Origin of the sequence: Fictibacillus aquaticus, assembly GCF_002245695.1 — a bacterium.
Lineage (GTDB): Bacteria > Bacillota > Bacilli > Bacillales > Fictibacillaceae > Fictibacillus > Fictibacillus aquaticus.
In genome coordinates this window covers 550,936-566,840 of the sequence record NZ_NOII01000003.1, presented here as the reverse complement: position 1 = coordinate 566,840, position 15,905 = coordinate 550,936, and the positions used below count along the sequence as shown (strand labels likewise).

Annotated in this window: 15 protein-coding genes and 1 pseudogene; 1 reads left to right on the top strand and 15 read right to left on the bottom strand. The window is 34.0% G+C overall.

Annotated elements, in window-relative coordinates; translation table 11 throughout:
• Positions 1 to 88 precede the first annotated feature (88 nt).
• The 6 genes from CGZ90_RS13225 to CGZ90_RS13200 all read right to left on the bottom strand — a co-directional run bounded on the left by CGZ90_RS13225 (position 89) and on the right by CGZ90_RS13200 (position 4,975).
• Complete coding sequence (locus CGZ90_RS13225) at positions 89 to 457, bottom strand: hypothetical protein (RefSeq protein WP_094252970.1); 369 nt, start codon at positions 455 to 457, stop codon at positions 89 to 91.
• Positions 458 to 624: 167 nt separating this feature from the next.
• A complete protein-coding gene (locus CGZ90_RS13220; protein WP_094252969.1) occupies positions 625 to 1,557 on the bottom strand; it encodes a DUF2628 domain-containing protein in 933 nt (310 codons plus the stop codon).
• A 153-nt stretch (positions 1,558 to 1,710) separates the two neighbouring features.
• The gene (locus CGZ90_RS13215; RefSeq protein ID WP_094252968.1) at positions 1,711 to 2,322 is read right to left on the bottom strand and encodes a hypothetical protein; all 612 of its coding nucleotides are present in this window, start codon (positions 2,320 to 2,322) and stop codon (positions 1,711 to 1,713) included.
• A gap of 406 nt (positions 2,323 to 2,728) precedes the next feature.
• On the bottom strand, positions 2,729 to 3,190 hold the full coding sequence (locus CGZ90_RS13210; RefSeq protein ID WP_094252967.1) for an SMI1/KNR4 family protein: 462 nt from the start codon (positions 3,188 to 3,190) through the stop codon (positions 2,729 to 2,731).
• A 223-nt stretch (positions 3,191 to 3,413) separates the two neighbouring features.
• On the bottom strand, positions 3,414 to 3,737 hold the full coding sequence (locus tag CGZ90_RS13205; protein ID WP_240515432.1) for a putative quinol monooxygenase: 324 nt from the start codon (positions 3,735 to 3,737) through the stop codon (positions 3,414 to 3,416).
• A 44-nt stretch (positions 3,738 to 3,781) separates the two neighbouring features.
• Positions 3,782 to 4,975 carry an MFS transporter gene (locus CGZ90_RS13200; protein WP_094252965.1) on the bottom strand — a complete coding sequence of 398 codons (1,194 nt, stop codon included), beginning with the start codon at positions 4,973 to 4,975 and terminating at the stop codon, positions 3,782 to 3,784.
• Positions 4,976 to 5,198: 223 nt separating this feature from the next.
• On the opposite strand from CGZ90_RS13200, the gene CGZ90_RS13195 reads away from it, so the two are divergent.
• Positions 5,199 to 5,546, top strand: coding sequence for a winged helix-turn-helix transcriptional regulator (locus CGZ90_RS13195; RefSeq protein WP_094252964.1), 348 nt, complete (start codon positions 5,199 to 5,201; stop codon positions 5,544 to 5,546).
• Positions 5,547 to 6,156: 610 nt separating this feature from the next.
• On the opposite strand, the pseudogene CGZ90_RS13190 reads toward CGZ90_RS13195, so the two are convergent.
• The 9 genes and pseudogenes from CGZ90_RS13190 to CGZ90_RS13150 all read right to left on the bottom strand — a co-directional run.
• A pseudogene (locus tag CGZ90_RS13190) lies at positions 6,157 to 6,692 on the bottom strand (NAD-dependent epimerase/dehydratase family protein); the annotation flags it as partial.
• A 208-nt stretch (positions 6,693 to 6,900) separates the two neighbouring features.
• On the bottom strand, positions 6,901 to 8,127 hold the full coding sequence (locus tag CGZ90_RS13185; RefSeq protein WP_094252963.1) for a nucleotide sugar dehydrogenase: 1,227 nt from the start codon (positions 8,125 to 8,127) through the stop codon (positions 6,901 to 6,903).
• Positions 8,128 to 8,145: 18 nt separating this feature from the next.
• On the bottom strand, positions 8,146 to 9,405 hold the full coding sequence (locus tag CGZ90_RS13180; protein ID WP_094252962.1) for a lipopolysaccharide biosynthesis protein: 1,260 nt from the start codon (positions 9,403 to 9,405) through the stop codon (positions 8,146 to 8,148).
• A 19-nt stretch (positions 9,406 to 9,424) separates the two neighbouring features.
• The gene (locus CGZ90_RS13175) at positions 9,425 to 9,994 is read right to left on the bottom strand and encodes an acyltransferase (RefSeq protein ID WP_094252961.1); all 570 of its coding nucleotides are present in this window, start codon (positions 9,992 to 9,994) and stop codon (positions 9,425 to 9,427) included.
• Positions 9,995 to 10,004: 10 nt separating this feature from the next.
• Positions 10,005 to 11,441 (bottom strand): hypothetical protein, encoded by a 1,437-nt coding sequence (locus CGZ90_RS13170; protein WP_094252960.1) that lies wholly within the window; start codon positions 11,439 to 11,441, stop codon positions 10,005 to 10,007.
• A gap of 114 nt (positions 11,442 to 11,555) precedes the next feature.
• Positions 11,556 to 12,635: a glycosyltransferase family protein gene (locus CGZ90_RS13165; protein WP_094252959.1), complete on the bottom strand. Its 1,080-nt coding sequence runs from the start codon at positions 12,633 to 12,635 to the stop codon at positions 11,556 to 11,558.
• On the bottom strand, positions 12,636 to 13,763 hold the full coding sequence (gene wecB / locus CGZ90_RS13160) for a non-hydrolyzing UDP-N-acetylglucosamine 2-epimerase (protein ID WP_094252958.1): 1,128 nt from the start codon (positions 13,761 to 13,763) through the stop codon (positions 12,636 to 12,638).
• Entirely contained in the window at positions 13,764 to 14,873 is a 1,110-nt protein-coding gene (locus CGZ90_RS13155) for a capsular polysaccharide biosynthesis protein CapF (RefSeq protein WP_094252957.1), read from the bottom strand.
• Positions 14,870 to 15,892, bottom strand: a complete 1,023-nt coding sequence (locus CGZ90_RS13150) for a nucleoside-diphosphate sugar epimerase/dehydratase (protein WP_094252956.1) — start codon at positions 15,890 to 15,892, stop codon at positions 14,870 to 14,872. The genes CGZ90_RS13155 and CGZ90_RS13150 overlap by 4 nt, the downstream gene beginning before the upstream one ends.
• Positions 15,893 to 15,905: the final 13 nt, after the last annotated feature.

The following is a 15,905-nucleotide window of genomic DNA, read 5'->3' as shown; positions in this document are numbered from 1 at the left end:
GCCTTATCTCATATCGTGAGTTAATTGACACTTCAAAGAATATTAAAAAGGAAACGCGAAAACCTTCCCCTTGCTACGTAGAGAGTAATTATTGGTCACTTTTTTGTTTCAAAAGTACAGCAACAACAACTATAGCAGCTGCTCCTGATAAATATTTTATTGCGTAAATTATCTTTTCAATTATTTCTTTACGATTATTTGACTCAATATAATCCTTTAACGCTTCAGCTTTTGTCTCATCATCTTTCATATCTTTGATAACATTTATTATTGCAATTGCTTTTTCTTTTTCGTTCTTGGAAACTTCCTTATCTAAATCAGTAAAATGCTTTAAAAAATTTAGATGATCAAAAGTTATTTTTGCTGTTTCGCTTATTTTACTTCCAATTTCTGAAGCCTTTTCGCCTACTCTATTACCTAATTCAATAATTTTATTCTGACCTTGTTTACCCTCCATATATGTCACCTCTCAATAGTTTGTTTTTTAAAATTTAAGTTAATTATATCAATTTTTTCTAAAATACCCCAATAGTTAACAGTCTCAGTTAACTGTAAACTTTTATTTGTGGACAAAAAAAGAAGCACGAGAATCATCTTCCACGCTTCTCATGCTTCTCCTAAATACTATTCAACCGAAAACTCACCTTCACTAATAATATCTTCCCCATTCGAAACGCGAAGGATGTAGTCGCCTCTTTCAAGGTCTGGATCGCCATCGTTCTCGCCGTCCAACAGATTGAAGGAGCCTTCCCAATCGGGTGCAATTTCTTCTTCCCACTCATAATAGATTTCTTCCTTATTGTCCTCGATTTTAAATAAGGAGAACTCGATGATTGACGTGCCTGCCTCTCCGCCAAAATCGGATTCGTAATAGATGTCATCACCTTTTTCAAACGTTTCGCTCATACCCGTAACCCCTATTTCATCTATGCCTGTCCCGAAAATCACCTTTCCAGACATCATAAAGATAAAGGCAGCGGCAAAGAGTACAATGGCTGCAATAAAGCTGAGAATCGAGATGAACACACCTGGTTTAGACGTACCGCCTTGCTTGCTTAAAGCAAATTGTGTGGCCGTTATATCTGAAGAAAACCCTTCTACTTTCCGTACCGCTTTAGCCGCTTTCCAGTAGTAAAGCTTATTTCCGTATAGTCCATAAACCATGGCCATTAACAGGCTCAGTACGTTGATGATCAGCTCGTCCATCGTGAATAAAGCAACCAAGCCCGCCAAAGACCAATAAAGTGCAAGATGACCGTACATCTTTCTGTATCCAAGCCAAAACGGCGTGAGGAAAAACGATGCCCAGTTCCAGCTTGGTGCTGCCGGACTTTTGCTTTTCTCCCATTTTGGTATGTAAAAATGAGCATTCTTGCCAACAAATGCTGTTAGCAGGCTCTTATGCCGCTCCTCTTGTGACGGCTCAACGACAATCGCCTCACGTTCAGCCGCCTGTTCACGCATACTTTCATGATGTACATCTATTATTTTCGTTCCGCATTTGCTGCAGAAAACGGAATCACCACTTAATTGATTCCCACACTTATTACAAAACACGACAACATCCCCCCTGTTTTCAATATTACTAAACTATTTTCAAAAATAATACAACAATAACTATATTAGGGAGGGGTTGAGGCGTGTGTAGGAATAAAAAAAACACCCGTTATTAGGGTGCTTTTGACTATCCTATCAAATTACAATACGCCGTCAGTTCACCAACGCACCGCCGCCAATCGTCTCGTCGTACAGTTCACGTATGTTCTTCACCATCATTAAGCGGTTTTTGTAGAGTTGAGGGCATGGGTGATAATATCGTTTGGGAGTTTTTTGTTTGCCGAAGTGCTGGATACCGGCTTCTTGTATGGTGTTCATCCACCTTGTTCGAAGCTCTTGGAGGTGAGTCCATTTGGAATGCTGCATGACACCCCAGCCAATTAAGATCCACGGGTGCTGTTTCAGCTCTTCCACATTAACGAGGCAATCTTCGTATGTGAGAGCACGGTTTATCATGAGGTTTTCCATCGTCAAAATTGCATGCTTGGAGGAGCTGTTTTGTAACGGAAATAGGTTGTACACCGTAAAACGTCCGTTGATGTCTTTGCCGCGGTGAATTTCTTGAATGATACAGTCAAGCTGCTTCATCGTTGCATCAAGATTCACTTCATGTGTATCGGAATGAAGTGTTTCGGCCGAACCCGGATTCAACAGCAGGCAGCTCCCGATTGACGTTGGCTGATCGCCGTACTGCAGATACGTGTGCTTCCGAAAAACATGGTCCCCTCTTCTTTCAAACCGGGCATACCCTCTTGGAACGCTCATCCTCTTCCTCCTCGCTATCGTAAGAAACAGACGTGCTGCTATATTGATTCTACACGCGGAGGTTCTTTCCTCTTCCCGACTCATTGAAGTATCTTTTCTTTCCTTTCGTTACATCAAAAGAAATGCTAGTACAGCAAAGCAAAAAGACAGCTAACGTGATGGCCATCTCTAAACGCTCAATCCTTTTTAATGATTCAAATGCTTACGGATTAGGCATGGTACAGATTTCATTTTTTTCTTGTTTGGGTCCTATCTTCCTTGAGCGTTTCGCTACTATTCTCTGTATTTTAAAGAAATATCTCTGCACTGAGAATTGATACAGGAAACGCGAGAACCGTCCCCGCGTCTGTGTGCGCTAAAGGCATTACCTAAAAAAGTAATGCCCTTAGCCACAGATTAATTAAGTTTATTCCATTGCTTCCTTTAAAAATTTGTAAAGAAATGTTCCAAAATCAGGTTCTATTAACTCATATTTTTGTTCGGTTTCATTGTGACTAGTAAATAAAACTACAGGAGCATTATCATCTTCCTGATTTTTAATTTTGGAACAGTCTAAACAATAATACTCAAAATCATAGCCAGTATTATATATAGGGACAAGGTGATTTGGCAAATTGTCTTTTCTTAGCTCCAGAGTTATCCATTTAACATGTGGGAGTCCAACCTCTTCTACCCCTAAACCATATATTTCCTCTCCAAATATATCACCTAACCCATACTTAGATAGAAATTCAATATAACTCTTAGGAAACTTTACCCCTAAATCATTTTGGCACTTATTAATTTCTTCTACAGAAACTGGACCAATAAAATCTGCTTCATCATTATTTTTCTCAATAATTTTAAATGCCTTTTGAATGACTGACATGTTTTCCTCCCTCTATTAAATTTTATACATCAACGGTTTGAGCGGTTAATGGTTCTCCTGCTTCTCACAAGATTTGCCGACCCCCTAATAACAAGTATGCATAATGCAGTTAATGTAAGCAATTAACAATTTTAGATGATCATGTTAGGTGAAAATCACTTACAGGAACATAATAGAAAAAAGAAACGCGAGAACCCTCCCCCGAGCTTCAAAAATTTCCATCTCAACCCATCAAATTCCCGCCCCATTCTCCAATGGGCTTATGCCAGCTGACGATACGGTCTTCAATCATGCTGCCGAGCGTTTTCTCATACTCTTTGCGATACGGCTTTGGAAGCTCATGTTCAATCCAGCTTTCCCGTGTGCCTTTCCAAACTTCATAAATGTGCAGATCGTTGGGATTATCAATATCTTCAGAAACAATGGCATGGATAAATTCCGGAACTTCTTTAAATTGTTCTATCAGCTCAAACAAGTTAGAACGAAATGTTTCTTTTTGACCAGGTTTAATTTTGAAGCGTATATTTAGTACGATTTGGTTGGACAATTTGGGACACATCCTTATTATAGTTTGTTAAAAACCTTTTTAAATTAATTATTAAAACGAATGCTGATAAATGTGACGATTGAGGCAGCTACTGCAATTAAGGCCCCTACCCATGTGACGTGAATTAAACCAATTGAATTCGTCGCCCAGCTTCCTATTACTGATCCGAGCGCAATTCCGATATTTAGTGAAATGGGAGTTAATGATGATGCCAAATCTTTTGCTGATGAAAAGTAACGGTCCGCTATTTGTACAAAGTACATTTGTAATGAAGATCCTTGAATATACATGAGCAGTGACATGAATCCAATATTGAGCAATCCTACTATTAAATGATGTGAAGTGAAATAGAGAGACCCTAACACAATGGCTTGTACAATAAAGATAAACCTCAACTTACTGACCCCATTTTTAGCTGCAATGGTTCCACCAACCAAATTACTAAATATAGATACAACTCCAAACAATAACAAAACAACACTTATATACTTAGCAGGCACCCCAATAGCTTGCTCTAATAATGGAGTAAGAAAGGTGTAAACCGCATATGTGGCACCGATACTTAAAGCGGGTATCAAAGCACTTAATAACACCTGTCGATGGACAATGAACCTTATAAATTGTTTTAAAGTACCTTTATTACCTTTTAGATCTTTAGGAATCGTGTAAATGCTTATTACTAATAAGATTATCCCTAAAATGGCCACAGACCAAAAAGTCATTTTCCAGCCGTTATTTTCTCCGATATACGTTCCAATAGGTACTCCTAAAACTGCGGCAACAGTAAACCCAGAAAATATAATGGAAATGGCCTTTCCTACTTTTTCTGATGGAATTTTTATGCTGGCGACTGTCATTGCCATAGCAATTAAAACACCCGTTACAATGGCTGTAAGTATTCGGGATAATAGGAGCATCGTAAAATTATCAGATAAAGCACTCCCAATATTCCCCGCAATAAATATCAACATAACGATTAATAGTATTGGATATTTCGAAAACCTGCTAAGTGCTGCAGTTAAAATAGGTGTACCTATCGCAAAAGCAACAGCAAAGGCTGTTACTAAAATACCTATATTAGAAATGGAGTAATTTAAAGAGTCTGCAATATTATTTAGCAGCCCAATTATAATAAACTCACTCGTTCCTACAGTGAAAGTTAATAGAAACAAAGTAAAAACCAAATACTTTTGTTTTGGGTTTAAACTTCCTTGTTCAGATGAATGTAAACTCATCATGTTTTCCTCCCTGAGTTTCTTGATTGTGTATCCAATCTCGAATTTCTTATCACTATTAAACTAATAAAATTTTATTGAACAGCAATAACAATTTAAGCCATGCAACTGTTCGTGTTCGCGAACAAGTGTTAGTATGATTTAAAAATACCTTTTCTACAAGTACACACTTTTTCGTGATATAGTAACCTAAAAGTGATAATTGAAAACAGGGGGTTGTTTTACAATGAAAACATATTATTGTAACATGGAGATTTTTTTGGAAGTGACTGGAGGGAAATGGAAAGGTTTAATACTTTACTATTTGCTGCAAGGCCCTAAACGCACAGGGGAATTAAAAAAATTGGTGCATAATATTTCTCAAAAAATGCTCATTCAAACACTTCGAGAATTAGAATCTGATGGACTAGTTCATAGAAAAATGTACAATCAAGTGCCTCCAAAAGTTGAATATTCAACAACAGAACTTGGCCAATCCCTTGAACCACTGTTTAAAACACTTTGTAAATGGGGAGAAGATTATGCTGAGAAAAAATTCTCTAAAGACGAATATCAAATATTAAATAAAGATTAGAAAAAAAGCATAGGAACGGGTTCTAATGCTTCCTCTTCCATACACTGTCTCTAAAATACAGAACTACTCCTGCACAGAGTAATTGTTAAACGAAGGGCGAGAACCGTCCCCGCACTCCCTAGAGTTGAAAACCACCTTACTATGCAGATGCAGTAAGGTGGTTTTCTATGTATTGAATTAAGTTGTTTTAAGGGTTTATAACTTATAGAGAACAAGTAATTAGGAGCATGTACTACCTATCTTTAGATTAGATTACAAACCTTCTCTCTCTATAATCACCTAAATCTACCATTTTCTCACACATTAGCTTACAGTTAAATTAAAAACGGGAGAAATGATAATATGAAGAAACCTATAAGTTGCTTAAAGTGCGGAACACGATTACATAGTTCAGACTGGGAGATTTTAAAAATGCATAACTCTATGCCCATTTGCGATGAATGTACACTCAAAGATTTAGTAGAAAAAACAGATAGAGATAAGATAATGTTAATTACAACACCAAATTAAGAATTATAAAATAGTCCTTACATTCTTTGTATCCATAAATAGTGTTTCTGTAACTTGTTTTTTAATAACTACGAAACATTAAGAATGAAGCACGGAAACCTGGATCTCCTTCTCGTCTTTCTGTTTCAACAATATTTGCTTTTTATTCCTGTTACACGTTCGCATGTTTCAATAATCTCTTTAACTGAATACCCTCTGCCACTACCAAGGTTATAAATGGCGTTGGTATTTTTTCCGTTTAATAAGCTTTCCAGTGACATCACATGCGCTTTTGCGAGATCAGTTACATTGGATGTAGTCACGGATACACGTTCCGTCCGAGGTATTGTAGTCCCTTCCGAAAACAGAAATAGACTCACACTGAACAAGTAGATGCTGAATGACAATTGGAAACAGGTGAGATTCAGGCGTATGATCTTCCCCAATCTCACCTGTTTCATACGCGCCACAAGCGTTAAAGTAACGAAGAGCAACATAGTTCAAGCCATATGCAGTGTGGAAATCACTAAGCATCTGCTCGACCATCAATTTAGATCGGCCGTATGGATTAATCGTTGACACAGGTGTCTCTTCCGCTATCGGTGTTGTTTTAGGAATACCGTAAATTGCAGCAGTGGATAAAAATATAAGGTTCTTAAGCAGCGAATGCAAGACGGCATCTATTGAATAGTAAGTAAATGTGATCTATTAGCTCAGAGTTTCCTAAATCATCTTTAACAGAAGTAACAAGGGAATTTCAGCTCTCCCGCAACGCCTATTATTAATATCCCCTTTTGTCTTATGCCCAATCGTCACGGAACCATTTAACCATCCCAGAACACATACCTTAATCCACAACTCAAAATTATAATTTATAGGCTTCCTCAAAGTCACAAATGTTTTTTGTATCCAACACCAGTTTTTTATTTATTTTCTTAAAAGATTGTTTAATGTGATCATGGCCAACCATTATGACTAAAATCTCAATTTCATTTAGAAAATCATCAAAGTTCATAAATTGATGGTCAACAATTCGTTCTTTCACGAAAGGATCGAAAACTTTAACTCCGGAAGCAAGATGCTCATCCATACGCTCCAATAATTGCAGGGTAGGACTTTCACGTGTATCGTCTACATTTTCTTTATATGCTAAACCGTAAAGCCCAACTTTTGAAATATCTCCGATATTATGTTCTCTCATTATATCTCTAATTCGTCTTAGAACATGTCTTGGCATAGAATCGTTTATTTTACGTGCTGTAAGAATAAGGTTCGTTAAATCTGGATAATCTCCAACCAAAAACCAAGGATCTACAGAAATACAGTGCCCCCCCACTCCGGGACCTGGTTGTAATATATTTACTCGTGGATGTTTATTGGCTATATTAATAATCTCATAAACATCCATATTATCGTGTCGACAAATTTTTGCAAGTTCATTGGCAAATGCTATATTTATGTCTCTGTATGTATTTTCAATAACTTTAGACATTTCAGCCGAGCGTATATCTGTAATAACTATTTCGCCTTTACAGAAGGTAGAATAAATTGATTTAACTTTTTCGCCTATATTTTGATTATCTACACCTATTGTTCTAGAATTATGTTCTAGCTCAAAAATCATATTTCCTGGAATAATTCTCTCTGGAGCATGAACTAAGTGGATATTAACGCCTAGTTGTAATCCTCTATCCTCAATTACCGGTCGGATATATTTATCTATTGTCCCAGGAGAGATAGTTGATTCAATTATAATTATAGAGTCTTTTTCACAAACATCTAACACATTATTAACTGCAGTAATCACGTAAGTGGGATCCAGTTTTTTGTTTTCACTTAAATAAGGCGTAGGAACAGCTAAAATGTACATGTTTGTTTTGTAATAGTTAGTAGAAAACTCTATTTTATTTTTAATAGCATCATTAAATAAGTTTTCTATTCCTTTTTCTTCAAAAGGAATTTCTCCTTTTTTTAATATATTAACTAATTCCTTATTGTAGTCTGTGCCTACTACCTTTAATCCAGCTTTCGCTAAAATCAGTGAAGTCGGCAAGCCAATATACCCTAATCCAATAACATTAATAGTAGTCATTTAAAGATTCCTCACAATTTATATTTTCATATTTGTTTTTGAGTATCTAAATACTGCAATAAAAAACAATAAATAAGCTATTGAAAAAGCAATTGAAATACTGATTAAAAATTCCTCTATTGAAAAATGAAGAGTATGTGCAAGGAGGAAAGATATAGTTGAAGCGACTATAAAAATAAATTGCATAAGTAATTCTAATTGTTGCTTATTTGCAATTACTAGTCCTGGAGAAATTGCAGATACTATAAATCTTATTCCAAACATTGGAGCTAGATAAACTACATACTCACCTGCTACTTTCCATTGCTCGCCAAAAAAAAGACCGAAAAGCCACGGGGAAAAAAGCATCATAAAAGCTACCATTGGAATTGCTAAGGAAAATTGAAAAACAACTGTTTTTTTTAAGGACTTATAAAATTGGTTAGTAGCGTTAAATTCTCTTGAGGCTTCTTCCAAAAAAACTTTTGCAACATTCCCACTTATTAAAGCTAATGGCAATCCCAGTATTCTTACTGAAATTGAATAATAACCGACAGTGGACATGTTGTATAAAATATCAATAAATATAACAATTGAAGAATATGATAAACTATTAGCCAAAATGGCTGGAGCAGAATATAAAGGTTGTTTGGAATGTTTTTTCAAAACATACATAATATTCTTTTTCGATGAACCTAAGATGCTTTTGTAATGTGCAAATAAAGGCTTCCCTTGCCTCCTTATTCCCATTAATTGTCCTACTGTATAAGGCAGCAATAAACCTACTACTCCTAGCTTGAAAAAACCTAATCCTACAGCTCCAAAATTCTGAAAAAAAGTTCTTACAACATAGACTGCTGTTATAATTTTGTAATCTTTTTTTCTGTTATTATATGCTGTTAATATATTTAATACCCCATAAGAAACTAGCAATAGATAAACAATAACAATAGTGTAAATATATTCTTTATACATTGGTGAAATCCATGTAATGTAAATTGCATAAATTAAAGTAACAACTATACTTAAAAACAACGCAATTATTAAAGCTAGTTTTATTAGAGGAAAGACATATTCTTCCCTTTCTTCAGTTACAATAGGAACGTCGTACCTTCCATTTATTACAGCCATGAAAATAGAACAAAAAGATAATACGAATGTGTATATTCCTATTTCCTCAACTGTAAATAACCTTGTTAAAATAGGGGAAGTAGCTAGGACTATTATTTGAGCCAAAATTGATCCTGAAAAAAGGATCAATATTGACCTTGTAAAAGTGTTAGTTTTTTTTTTGTCCATAATTAAACATTCAACTTTCTTAGGCTCTAGCTTCTATTAATTTTATTTTTTTTGCTGGTGTTCCTCCAATAACTACATAACCGTCAGGAAAACTTTTTGTTACTACTGATCCTGCTCCAACAATTGTGTTATTACCTAGTTTAACACCAGGTAATATTACTGAATTCATACCGATCCAACAATTATCCCCAATAATGATATCTTTTCCTGGTTCATGGAGGTCAGGATTATCATTTTTATGATTAGTAGTGATAATCCCACAGTTTGGTGCTATATGAACATTCTTACCTATAAATATTTTGCCATCATGGCATTGGAAGTAACTACCTGGTGATTGGAAAACATTTATACTGTCAGGATCAAAATCTATATTTTCGGCTCTTGATATTATTGTATTTTTCCCTACAGGCCAAGGTATTTTTCTGTGAGTTCCAATTACCTTTCTTGGGAGCCCCACTAAAGCCCAATACCAACCCATTCTCTTTTCTTCAAAGTACTTTCCTTTCATGTGTTTTTTTTCATATATTAATCCAAAGAAAAGTTTACACAAAAAAAGAATGATTTTAGAATAGACCATGCGTTTTAGCATAAATACTCCTTTATTTTAGTAAGATTTCTTTCTTAAAATTATATGTTGGTTTTTTTAAAGTCAATGCAAAATAATAAACCAATCCTGTAGTAAAAAACATTATTGTGGCTAAACTAACTAAGGATGGGGTAGTAGCAAATAAATTTGTAGTAAATCTGACTAAAATGTACCCAACAATATATTTTAATTCAATCGAATCTGTATTATTAAACCAATGCTCTAATTTAATAGAACATAATATATTAATACAAACAATGAAAGGTGCTAATAAACTTCCTAAATATATATATCCATAACCGATTCCAGAAATAATATGTCCTGTGCTTACGGTTTGACCATATATATAACTATTAAACAATTGAGATGTAATAACCATTTTATCTTTCAGAAGTACATTGAGTCCGAAAATTGAGCGCGCAAAATCATATATCATATTAGTTATATTTATATCTAAATGATTTTTCATTTCTATAGCTACAGCCACATTCTGAATACTAAAAAAATAAGACTGGAATGTTATCGTTAAAAATTCCAAATCCATTTCGTTGCCTTCAATAGCCGTTATATATGAGTCGTATGCATAAGCAGAAAAGTGTTTATATACACTCATAAAAAAGAGTATAGTCATTGCCGAAATAGCAATAGTACTGATTATCCTTTTTTTATAATTATTAAAGACATACACAAGAATAAACGTAGTGATAAGAGCAGTATAGAGTTGAACAGTTCTTCTTTCCCCAACTATAACACCAACGTTTAAAATCGCAGCTAAAATTGCATAGTTTACATAAATACTTTTTCCGGTTATTTCATTCTTTTCTTTACATTTCATAACGAACCAAACAAAAATGTAAATAATTCCGGTAATTATTATTTGTCTAATCAGTATAAGAAAGGTAGAATCTATATCCCCATGTCTATCGCCCATATTTGCTGATAAAACGAAGAATTGAATTACATTTGAGTTCCTTCCGTATATCACGTATAAAGATATAGAAATTAATATTAATAACGCATAAACATATTTATTCCCTTTAAGGGTTAGTTTTTTCAACTCAGTTATACTACCTCGTTTATTTCGTACTAGAATGTAAAGAAACAAACTTGCTATAACTAATTCATATACCATTAAAAATATTGATTTCTGAATAGAACTTGATCCTACAAATATATATGGAACTCCATTATATACACCTGTTAACCCAGATCCTAAGGGTACTAATACAAATCTAATCCACGCCAATAGGATAAAAGAATAAACCGTTATTTTGTAATAATTACGTCTTGATATAGGATATAAAATAAAAGAATAAATTAAAATGAAAAATAGGGGTTGAACCCATAAATAATTGTAACCTGAATCTATTTGTGTAACAGAAGACAAATTTATTATTATGCTACTTATCGTAGAAATGAAAATAGTTAAATTAAGCAATATTTTAATCATGCATAGCCTCTATACCTTTATATTTTGAGTGAATTCTTATATCCAGGTTAAGCAAAACCATTAAATATATAATGGAATTTAACACTAAAAAACTACACAAGTTATACATCCTTTTTAAAACTCAGGTGCGATATATCGCCTATAATAATTTTCAAATTCTAAATTATTTTCCTCAATTTCATTTAAAAGCTTTTCACAGCTTTCATTAAATTTAATAAAGTCTAAGGATTGATACCAATTATAAATTCGATTTGGTAAATCAATATCAATATCACTAACTACGTAGCCAATATTATATTTTGAAATGATTTTTTCCATATGTGTTTTAGCAAATACTAAAATTGGAGTTCTGTAATATATTCCATGATATAATTTTATTGATAATGCATAGTCTAAACCTACATTTTCATTGCCATAAAGATTATTTACCAAGTCGGTATTCTGAATAAATTGAGATGTTTGAGCAATTTGAAAAGAATCATGAAAATCAGTGTTTTTTATATCATTTTCTTGTGCATATTTTTTTAATATATTTGCATTAGTTCCATAGAACTGAACTTTAAATCTTTTATCATTCTTAAATACATCTAATATCTTTTTATTTATGTCCATAAATCTAATGTTTCCTACAAAACTTATTCTAATAGGTATATCTTTTTGAAATAATTCCCTAGGTTTTATTTTCGATAAAATTTCCTTGTTTAAACTATGAACCTGCAAATAATTATAACTCGGCAGAAAGGATCTATAGCCATCTGAAGAAATTGTAGTAAAAGCAGAATTACTAATTACATGTTTAAACCTTTTAAATATAAATGGGTTTTTTTGTCCGCAATAATCACGTACATTTAAACAATACTTACCCTTCCAATACTTAGCTAAGTAGGTCGCAAACATAAAAATAGCAATATCATTCCATACTATTATAAAGTCATAATTGTTTTTCTCTATAATATTAATTGCAAACTTTTTAAAACGAAAATACTTTATAATCTTTTTTAATTTAGTATCTTTGGAATTTATAATATTTTTAAAAACATATTTTTCATTTCCAGAAAACTCTTCTTCCTCACCGTATTTATCCATATAGATAATATCAAAAGTGATTTTATCCTTAATTAACTTTTCAGTGTATAAAGATATTAAAGACATGTGTTTAATATTTACAGCACTTAAGATTGCTATTTTTTTCACTTACTTTTCTCCCCATACAATCCTTTTTGTATAATCAGTATAAGATAATAGGATTCTCAATACTTTTTCTGATACATTTGGTTTGTGGTAATCACTAACTTTTTGTAAGGTTGTTGATTCTTGCATATCTAAAATTGATAAACCTTGTATAATTCGATCTTTTTTTAACCCGACCATCATTACTGCAGTTTCTTCCATTGCTTCTGGTCTTTCATGTGCTTGTCGTATATTTAATCCTTTTAAACCAAGGATTGAAGATTCTTCACTAATAGTCCCACTGTCACTAAGAACTGCTTTAGCTTTAGTCTGCAACTTCACATAATCATTAAAACCTAAAGGCTTTAAAGTTCTTACTAAATAATTGAAACTAACTCCTTTCGCTTCAATCATTTTTTGAGTTCTTGGATGGGTACTTACAATGACCGGCAGTTGATACTTTTCAGCTATTGCATTTAAGCTGTCCACTAAATCCAAAAAGTTAGTTTCTGAACTAATATTTTCATCTCGATGGGCAGATACTACAAAATATTTTCCTTTTTCAAGTTCTAACCTTTCAAGAATTTCAGAATTTTCAATGTCTTCTTTTCTTGAATTAAGAACTTCATACATAGGGCTTCCGGTCTTAATAATCCGATCCGCTGGAAGGCCTTCTCTTAATAAGTATTCTCTTGCAATATCACTGTATGTCAAATTGATATCCGCAATGTGATCTACAATCTTACGGTTTGTTTCTTCAGGTACCCTTTGATCAAAACAACGATTACCCGCTTCCATATGAAAAATTGGAATCTGCCTTCTCTTTGCTGCAATGGCACACAGGCAACTGTTTGTATCTCCAAGGACTAAGAACGCATCAGGTTTTACTTCTTCTAGTATTGGATCAATTTTGATTAGTATATTTCCAACTGTTTCAATAGCAGTGCCGGTGGCTGCATTCAAAAAGTAATCAGGTTTTTTTAAGTTGAAATCTTCAAAAAACACTTCGTTTAATTCATAATCATAGTTTTGTCCTGTATGTACGAGAACGTGATCAATAGCATCTGACTCTTCAAACTTATTAATAACAGCTGACAGTCGAATAATTTCTGGACGCGTACCAACAACTGTCATAACTTTTAACTTTTTCATTTAAACCTCCAGGAAATAGGTGTCTGGTCTATTAGGATCAAAATGTTCATTTGCCCACATGACCGTTACCATATCGGTGTTGCCAATATTTTCTATATTATGTGTAAAGCCTGTCGGTATATCTAATACTTGCAGCTGTTGACCACTTACATAGTATTCAATCACATCTTCCGAATCTATCCTTCTAAAACGGATAACTCCCTCACCACTTACCACTAAAAACTTTTCATTCTTAGTGTGATGCCAGTGGTTCCCTTTTGTTATTCCTGGCTTAGAAATGTTAATGGAAACCTGTCCGCGGTCTGGCGTTTTTATAAATTCCGTAAATGAACCTCTATGGTCTTCATTCATTTTCAAATCATAACTAAATTGTTTTTCAGGCAAGTAACTGAGGTACGTACTGTACAGCTTTTTAGTCAATTGATCAGACATGTTTGGAATCGTTCGTTCCTCACGACTTATTTTAAACGACTTTATTTTTTCAACAATCTCGCCTAAAGTTGCCGTGTGAACCACTGGTACCTCACATAAATGCCCTTTATTATTTTCATTTCCATTGAGAGCGTTAATTAGCTCTTCTACTACATCATCAATATAAACTAAGTTCATCACTACACTTGAAGCGTTAACTTTAATAGGCAAGTCACGAGAGATGTTATGGCAGAATGTCGCTATTGCGCTATTATAATTTGGTCTGCACCATTTGCCAAACACATTTGGGAAACGGTAAACTAAAACCTTAGCTCCCGTTTCCTTGCCATATTTAAAAATAATATCTTCGCCTGCTTTTTTGCTTATCCCATAAGGGTTGTCCAATGCGGCTTGTGTAGAAGAAGATACTAAGATAGGACAATTGTTGTTATGTTTTTTTAACAGTTCTATCAATTGAGAAGTAAAACCGTAATTACCATCCATAAATTCTGATTGATCTTTAGGACGGTTTACTGCAGCCAGATGGAATACAAAATCAGCTTTTTTGCAATACTCATCAAGGTCTGCTAAGCTAGTTTTTCTGGTATATTCGAACAAATCGTTATAACCGCGATTTCTTAATTCAGTAATAAGATTCTTAGCAATAAAACCATTTGCGCCAGTAATTATTAGTTTCACGAATAAACCCAGCCTTTAATTTCATTGCGTACATATTCAAGCTCGAGAAGTTTTTTCTTGATTTGCTCTACATTTAGTTGAATTGTATTATGTGAATTGTATTCATCCTCTGTAGAGAGCTCACGATCACCTTCAGCAAAGTACTTATCATAGTTTAAATCACGTTGGTCTGCTGGCACTCTGTAAAATCCACCAAAATCTTCGGCAACAATATGTTCTTCCCTTGTTAGAAGAGTTTCATAAAGTTTTTCACCATGTCTCGTGCCAATTACTTTAATTTCGTTATCAGCATTGAATAGTTCTTTTAAAGCCTTAGCAAGATCACCGATTGTACAAGCTGGTGCTTTCTGAACCATAACATCTCCAGCAATAGCATTTTGGAAGGCGAATACAACTAACTCAACTGCTTCTTCCAAGCTCATCAAAAACCTTGTCATATTTGGATCAGTTACAGTCAAAGGTTCACCCTTTTTAATTTGGTCTATAAATAAAGGGATCACGGAGCCACGAGATGCCATAACATTTCCATAACGTGTTCCGCAAATATGAGTTCTTTCTGGATCTACCGTTTTTGATTTTGCTACAAAAACTTTTTCCATCATTGCTTTAGAGATACCCATAGCATTAATTGGATAGGCAGCCTTATCCGTAGAAAGGCAAATCACCTTTTTTATTCCATATTCTATAGCTGCAGTAAGTACATTGTCTGTACCAATTACGTTTGTTTTCACTGCTTCCATGGGAAAAAACTCGCATGAAGGAACTTGCTTTAAAGCTGCTGCATGGAATATATAGTCCACTCCATGCATTGCATTCTTTACACTGGCAAGATCTCGCACATCTCCAATATAGAATTTCAACTTATTGTTTCTATATTTTTTCCTCATATCATCTTGCTTTTTTTCATCCCGAGAAAAAATTCGAATTTCTTTAATATCAGAGTCTAAAAATCGTTCCATAACTGCATTGCCAAACGAACCTGTTCCACCGGTTATTAGTAGTGTTTTGTTATTAAACATTTTTACTCCTCTT

Excerpts from the sequence above, each read along its gene's own strand:
- CGZ90_RS13195 (WP_094252964.1), top strand. The coding sequence starts at position 5,199 with ATGAAAACATATTATTGTAACATGGAGATTTTTTTGGAAGTGACTGGA.
- CGZ90_RS13150 (WP_094252956.1), bottom strand. The coding sequence starts at position 15,892 with ATGTTTAATAACAAAACACTACTAATAACCGGTGGAACAGGTTCGTTT.
- CGZ90_RS13225 (WP_094252970.1), bottom strand. The coding sequence starts at position 457 with ATGGAGGGTAAACAAGGTCAGAATAAAATTATTGAATTAGGTAATAGA.
- CGZ90_RS13170 (WP_094252960.1), bottom strand. The coding sequence starts at position 11,441 with ATGATTAAAATATTGCTTAATTTAACTATTTTCATTTCTACGATAAGT.
- CGZ90_RS13175 (WP_094252961.1), bottom strand. The coding sequence starts at position 9,994 with ATGCTAAAACGCATGGTCTATTCTAAAATCATTCTTTTTTTGTGTAAA.
- CGZ90_RS13200 (WP_094252965.1), bottom strand. The coding sequence starts at position 4,975 with ATGATGAGTTTACATTCATCTGAACAAGGAAGTTTAAACCCAAAACAA.
- CGZ90_RS13210 (WP_094252967.1), bottom strand. The coding sequence starts at position 3,190 with ATGTCAGTCATTCAAAAGGCATTTAAAATTATTGAGAAAAATAATGAT.
- wecB (WP_094252958.1), bottom strand. The coding sequence starts at position 13,763 with ATGAAAAAGTTAAAAGTTATGACAGTTGTTGGTACGCGTCCAGAAATT.
- CGZ90_RS13215 (WP_094252968.1), bottom strand. The coding sequence starts at position 2,322 with ATGAGCGTTCCAAGAGGGTATGCCCGGTTTGAAAGAAGAGGGGACCAT.
- CGZ90_RS13185 (WP_094252963.1), bottom strand. The coding sequence starts at position 8,127 with ATGACTACTATTAATGTTATTGGATTAGGGTATATTGGCTTGCCGACT.
- CGZ90_RS13180 (WP_094252962.1), bottom strand. The coding sequence starts at position 9,405 with ATGGACAAAAAAAAAACTAACACTTTTACAAGGTCAATATTGATCCTT.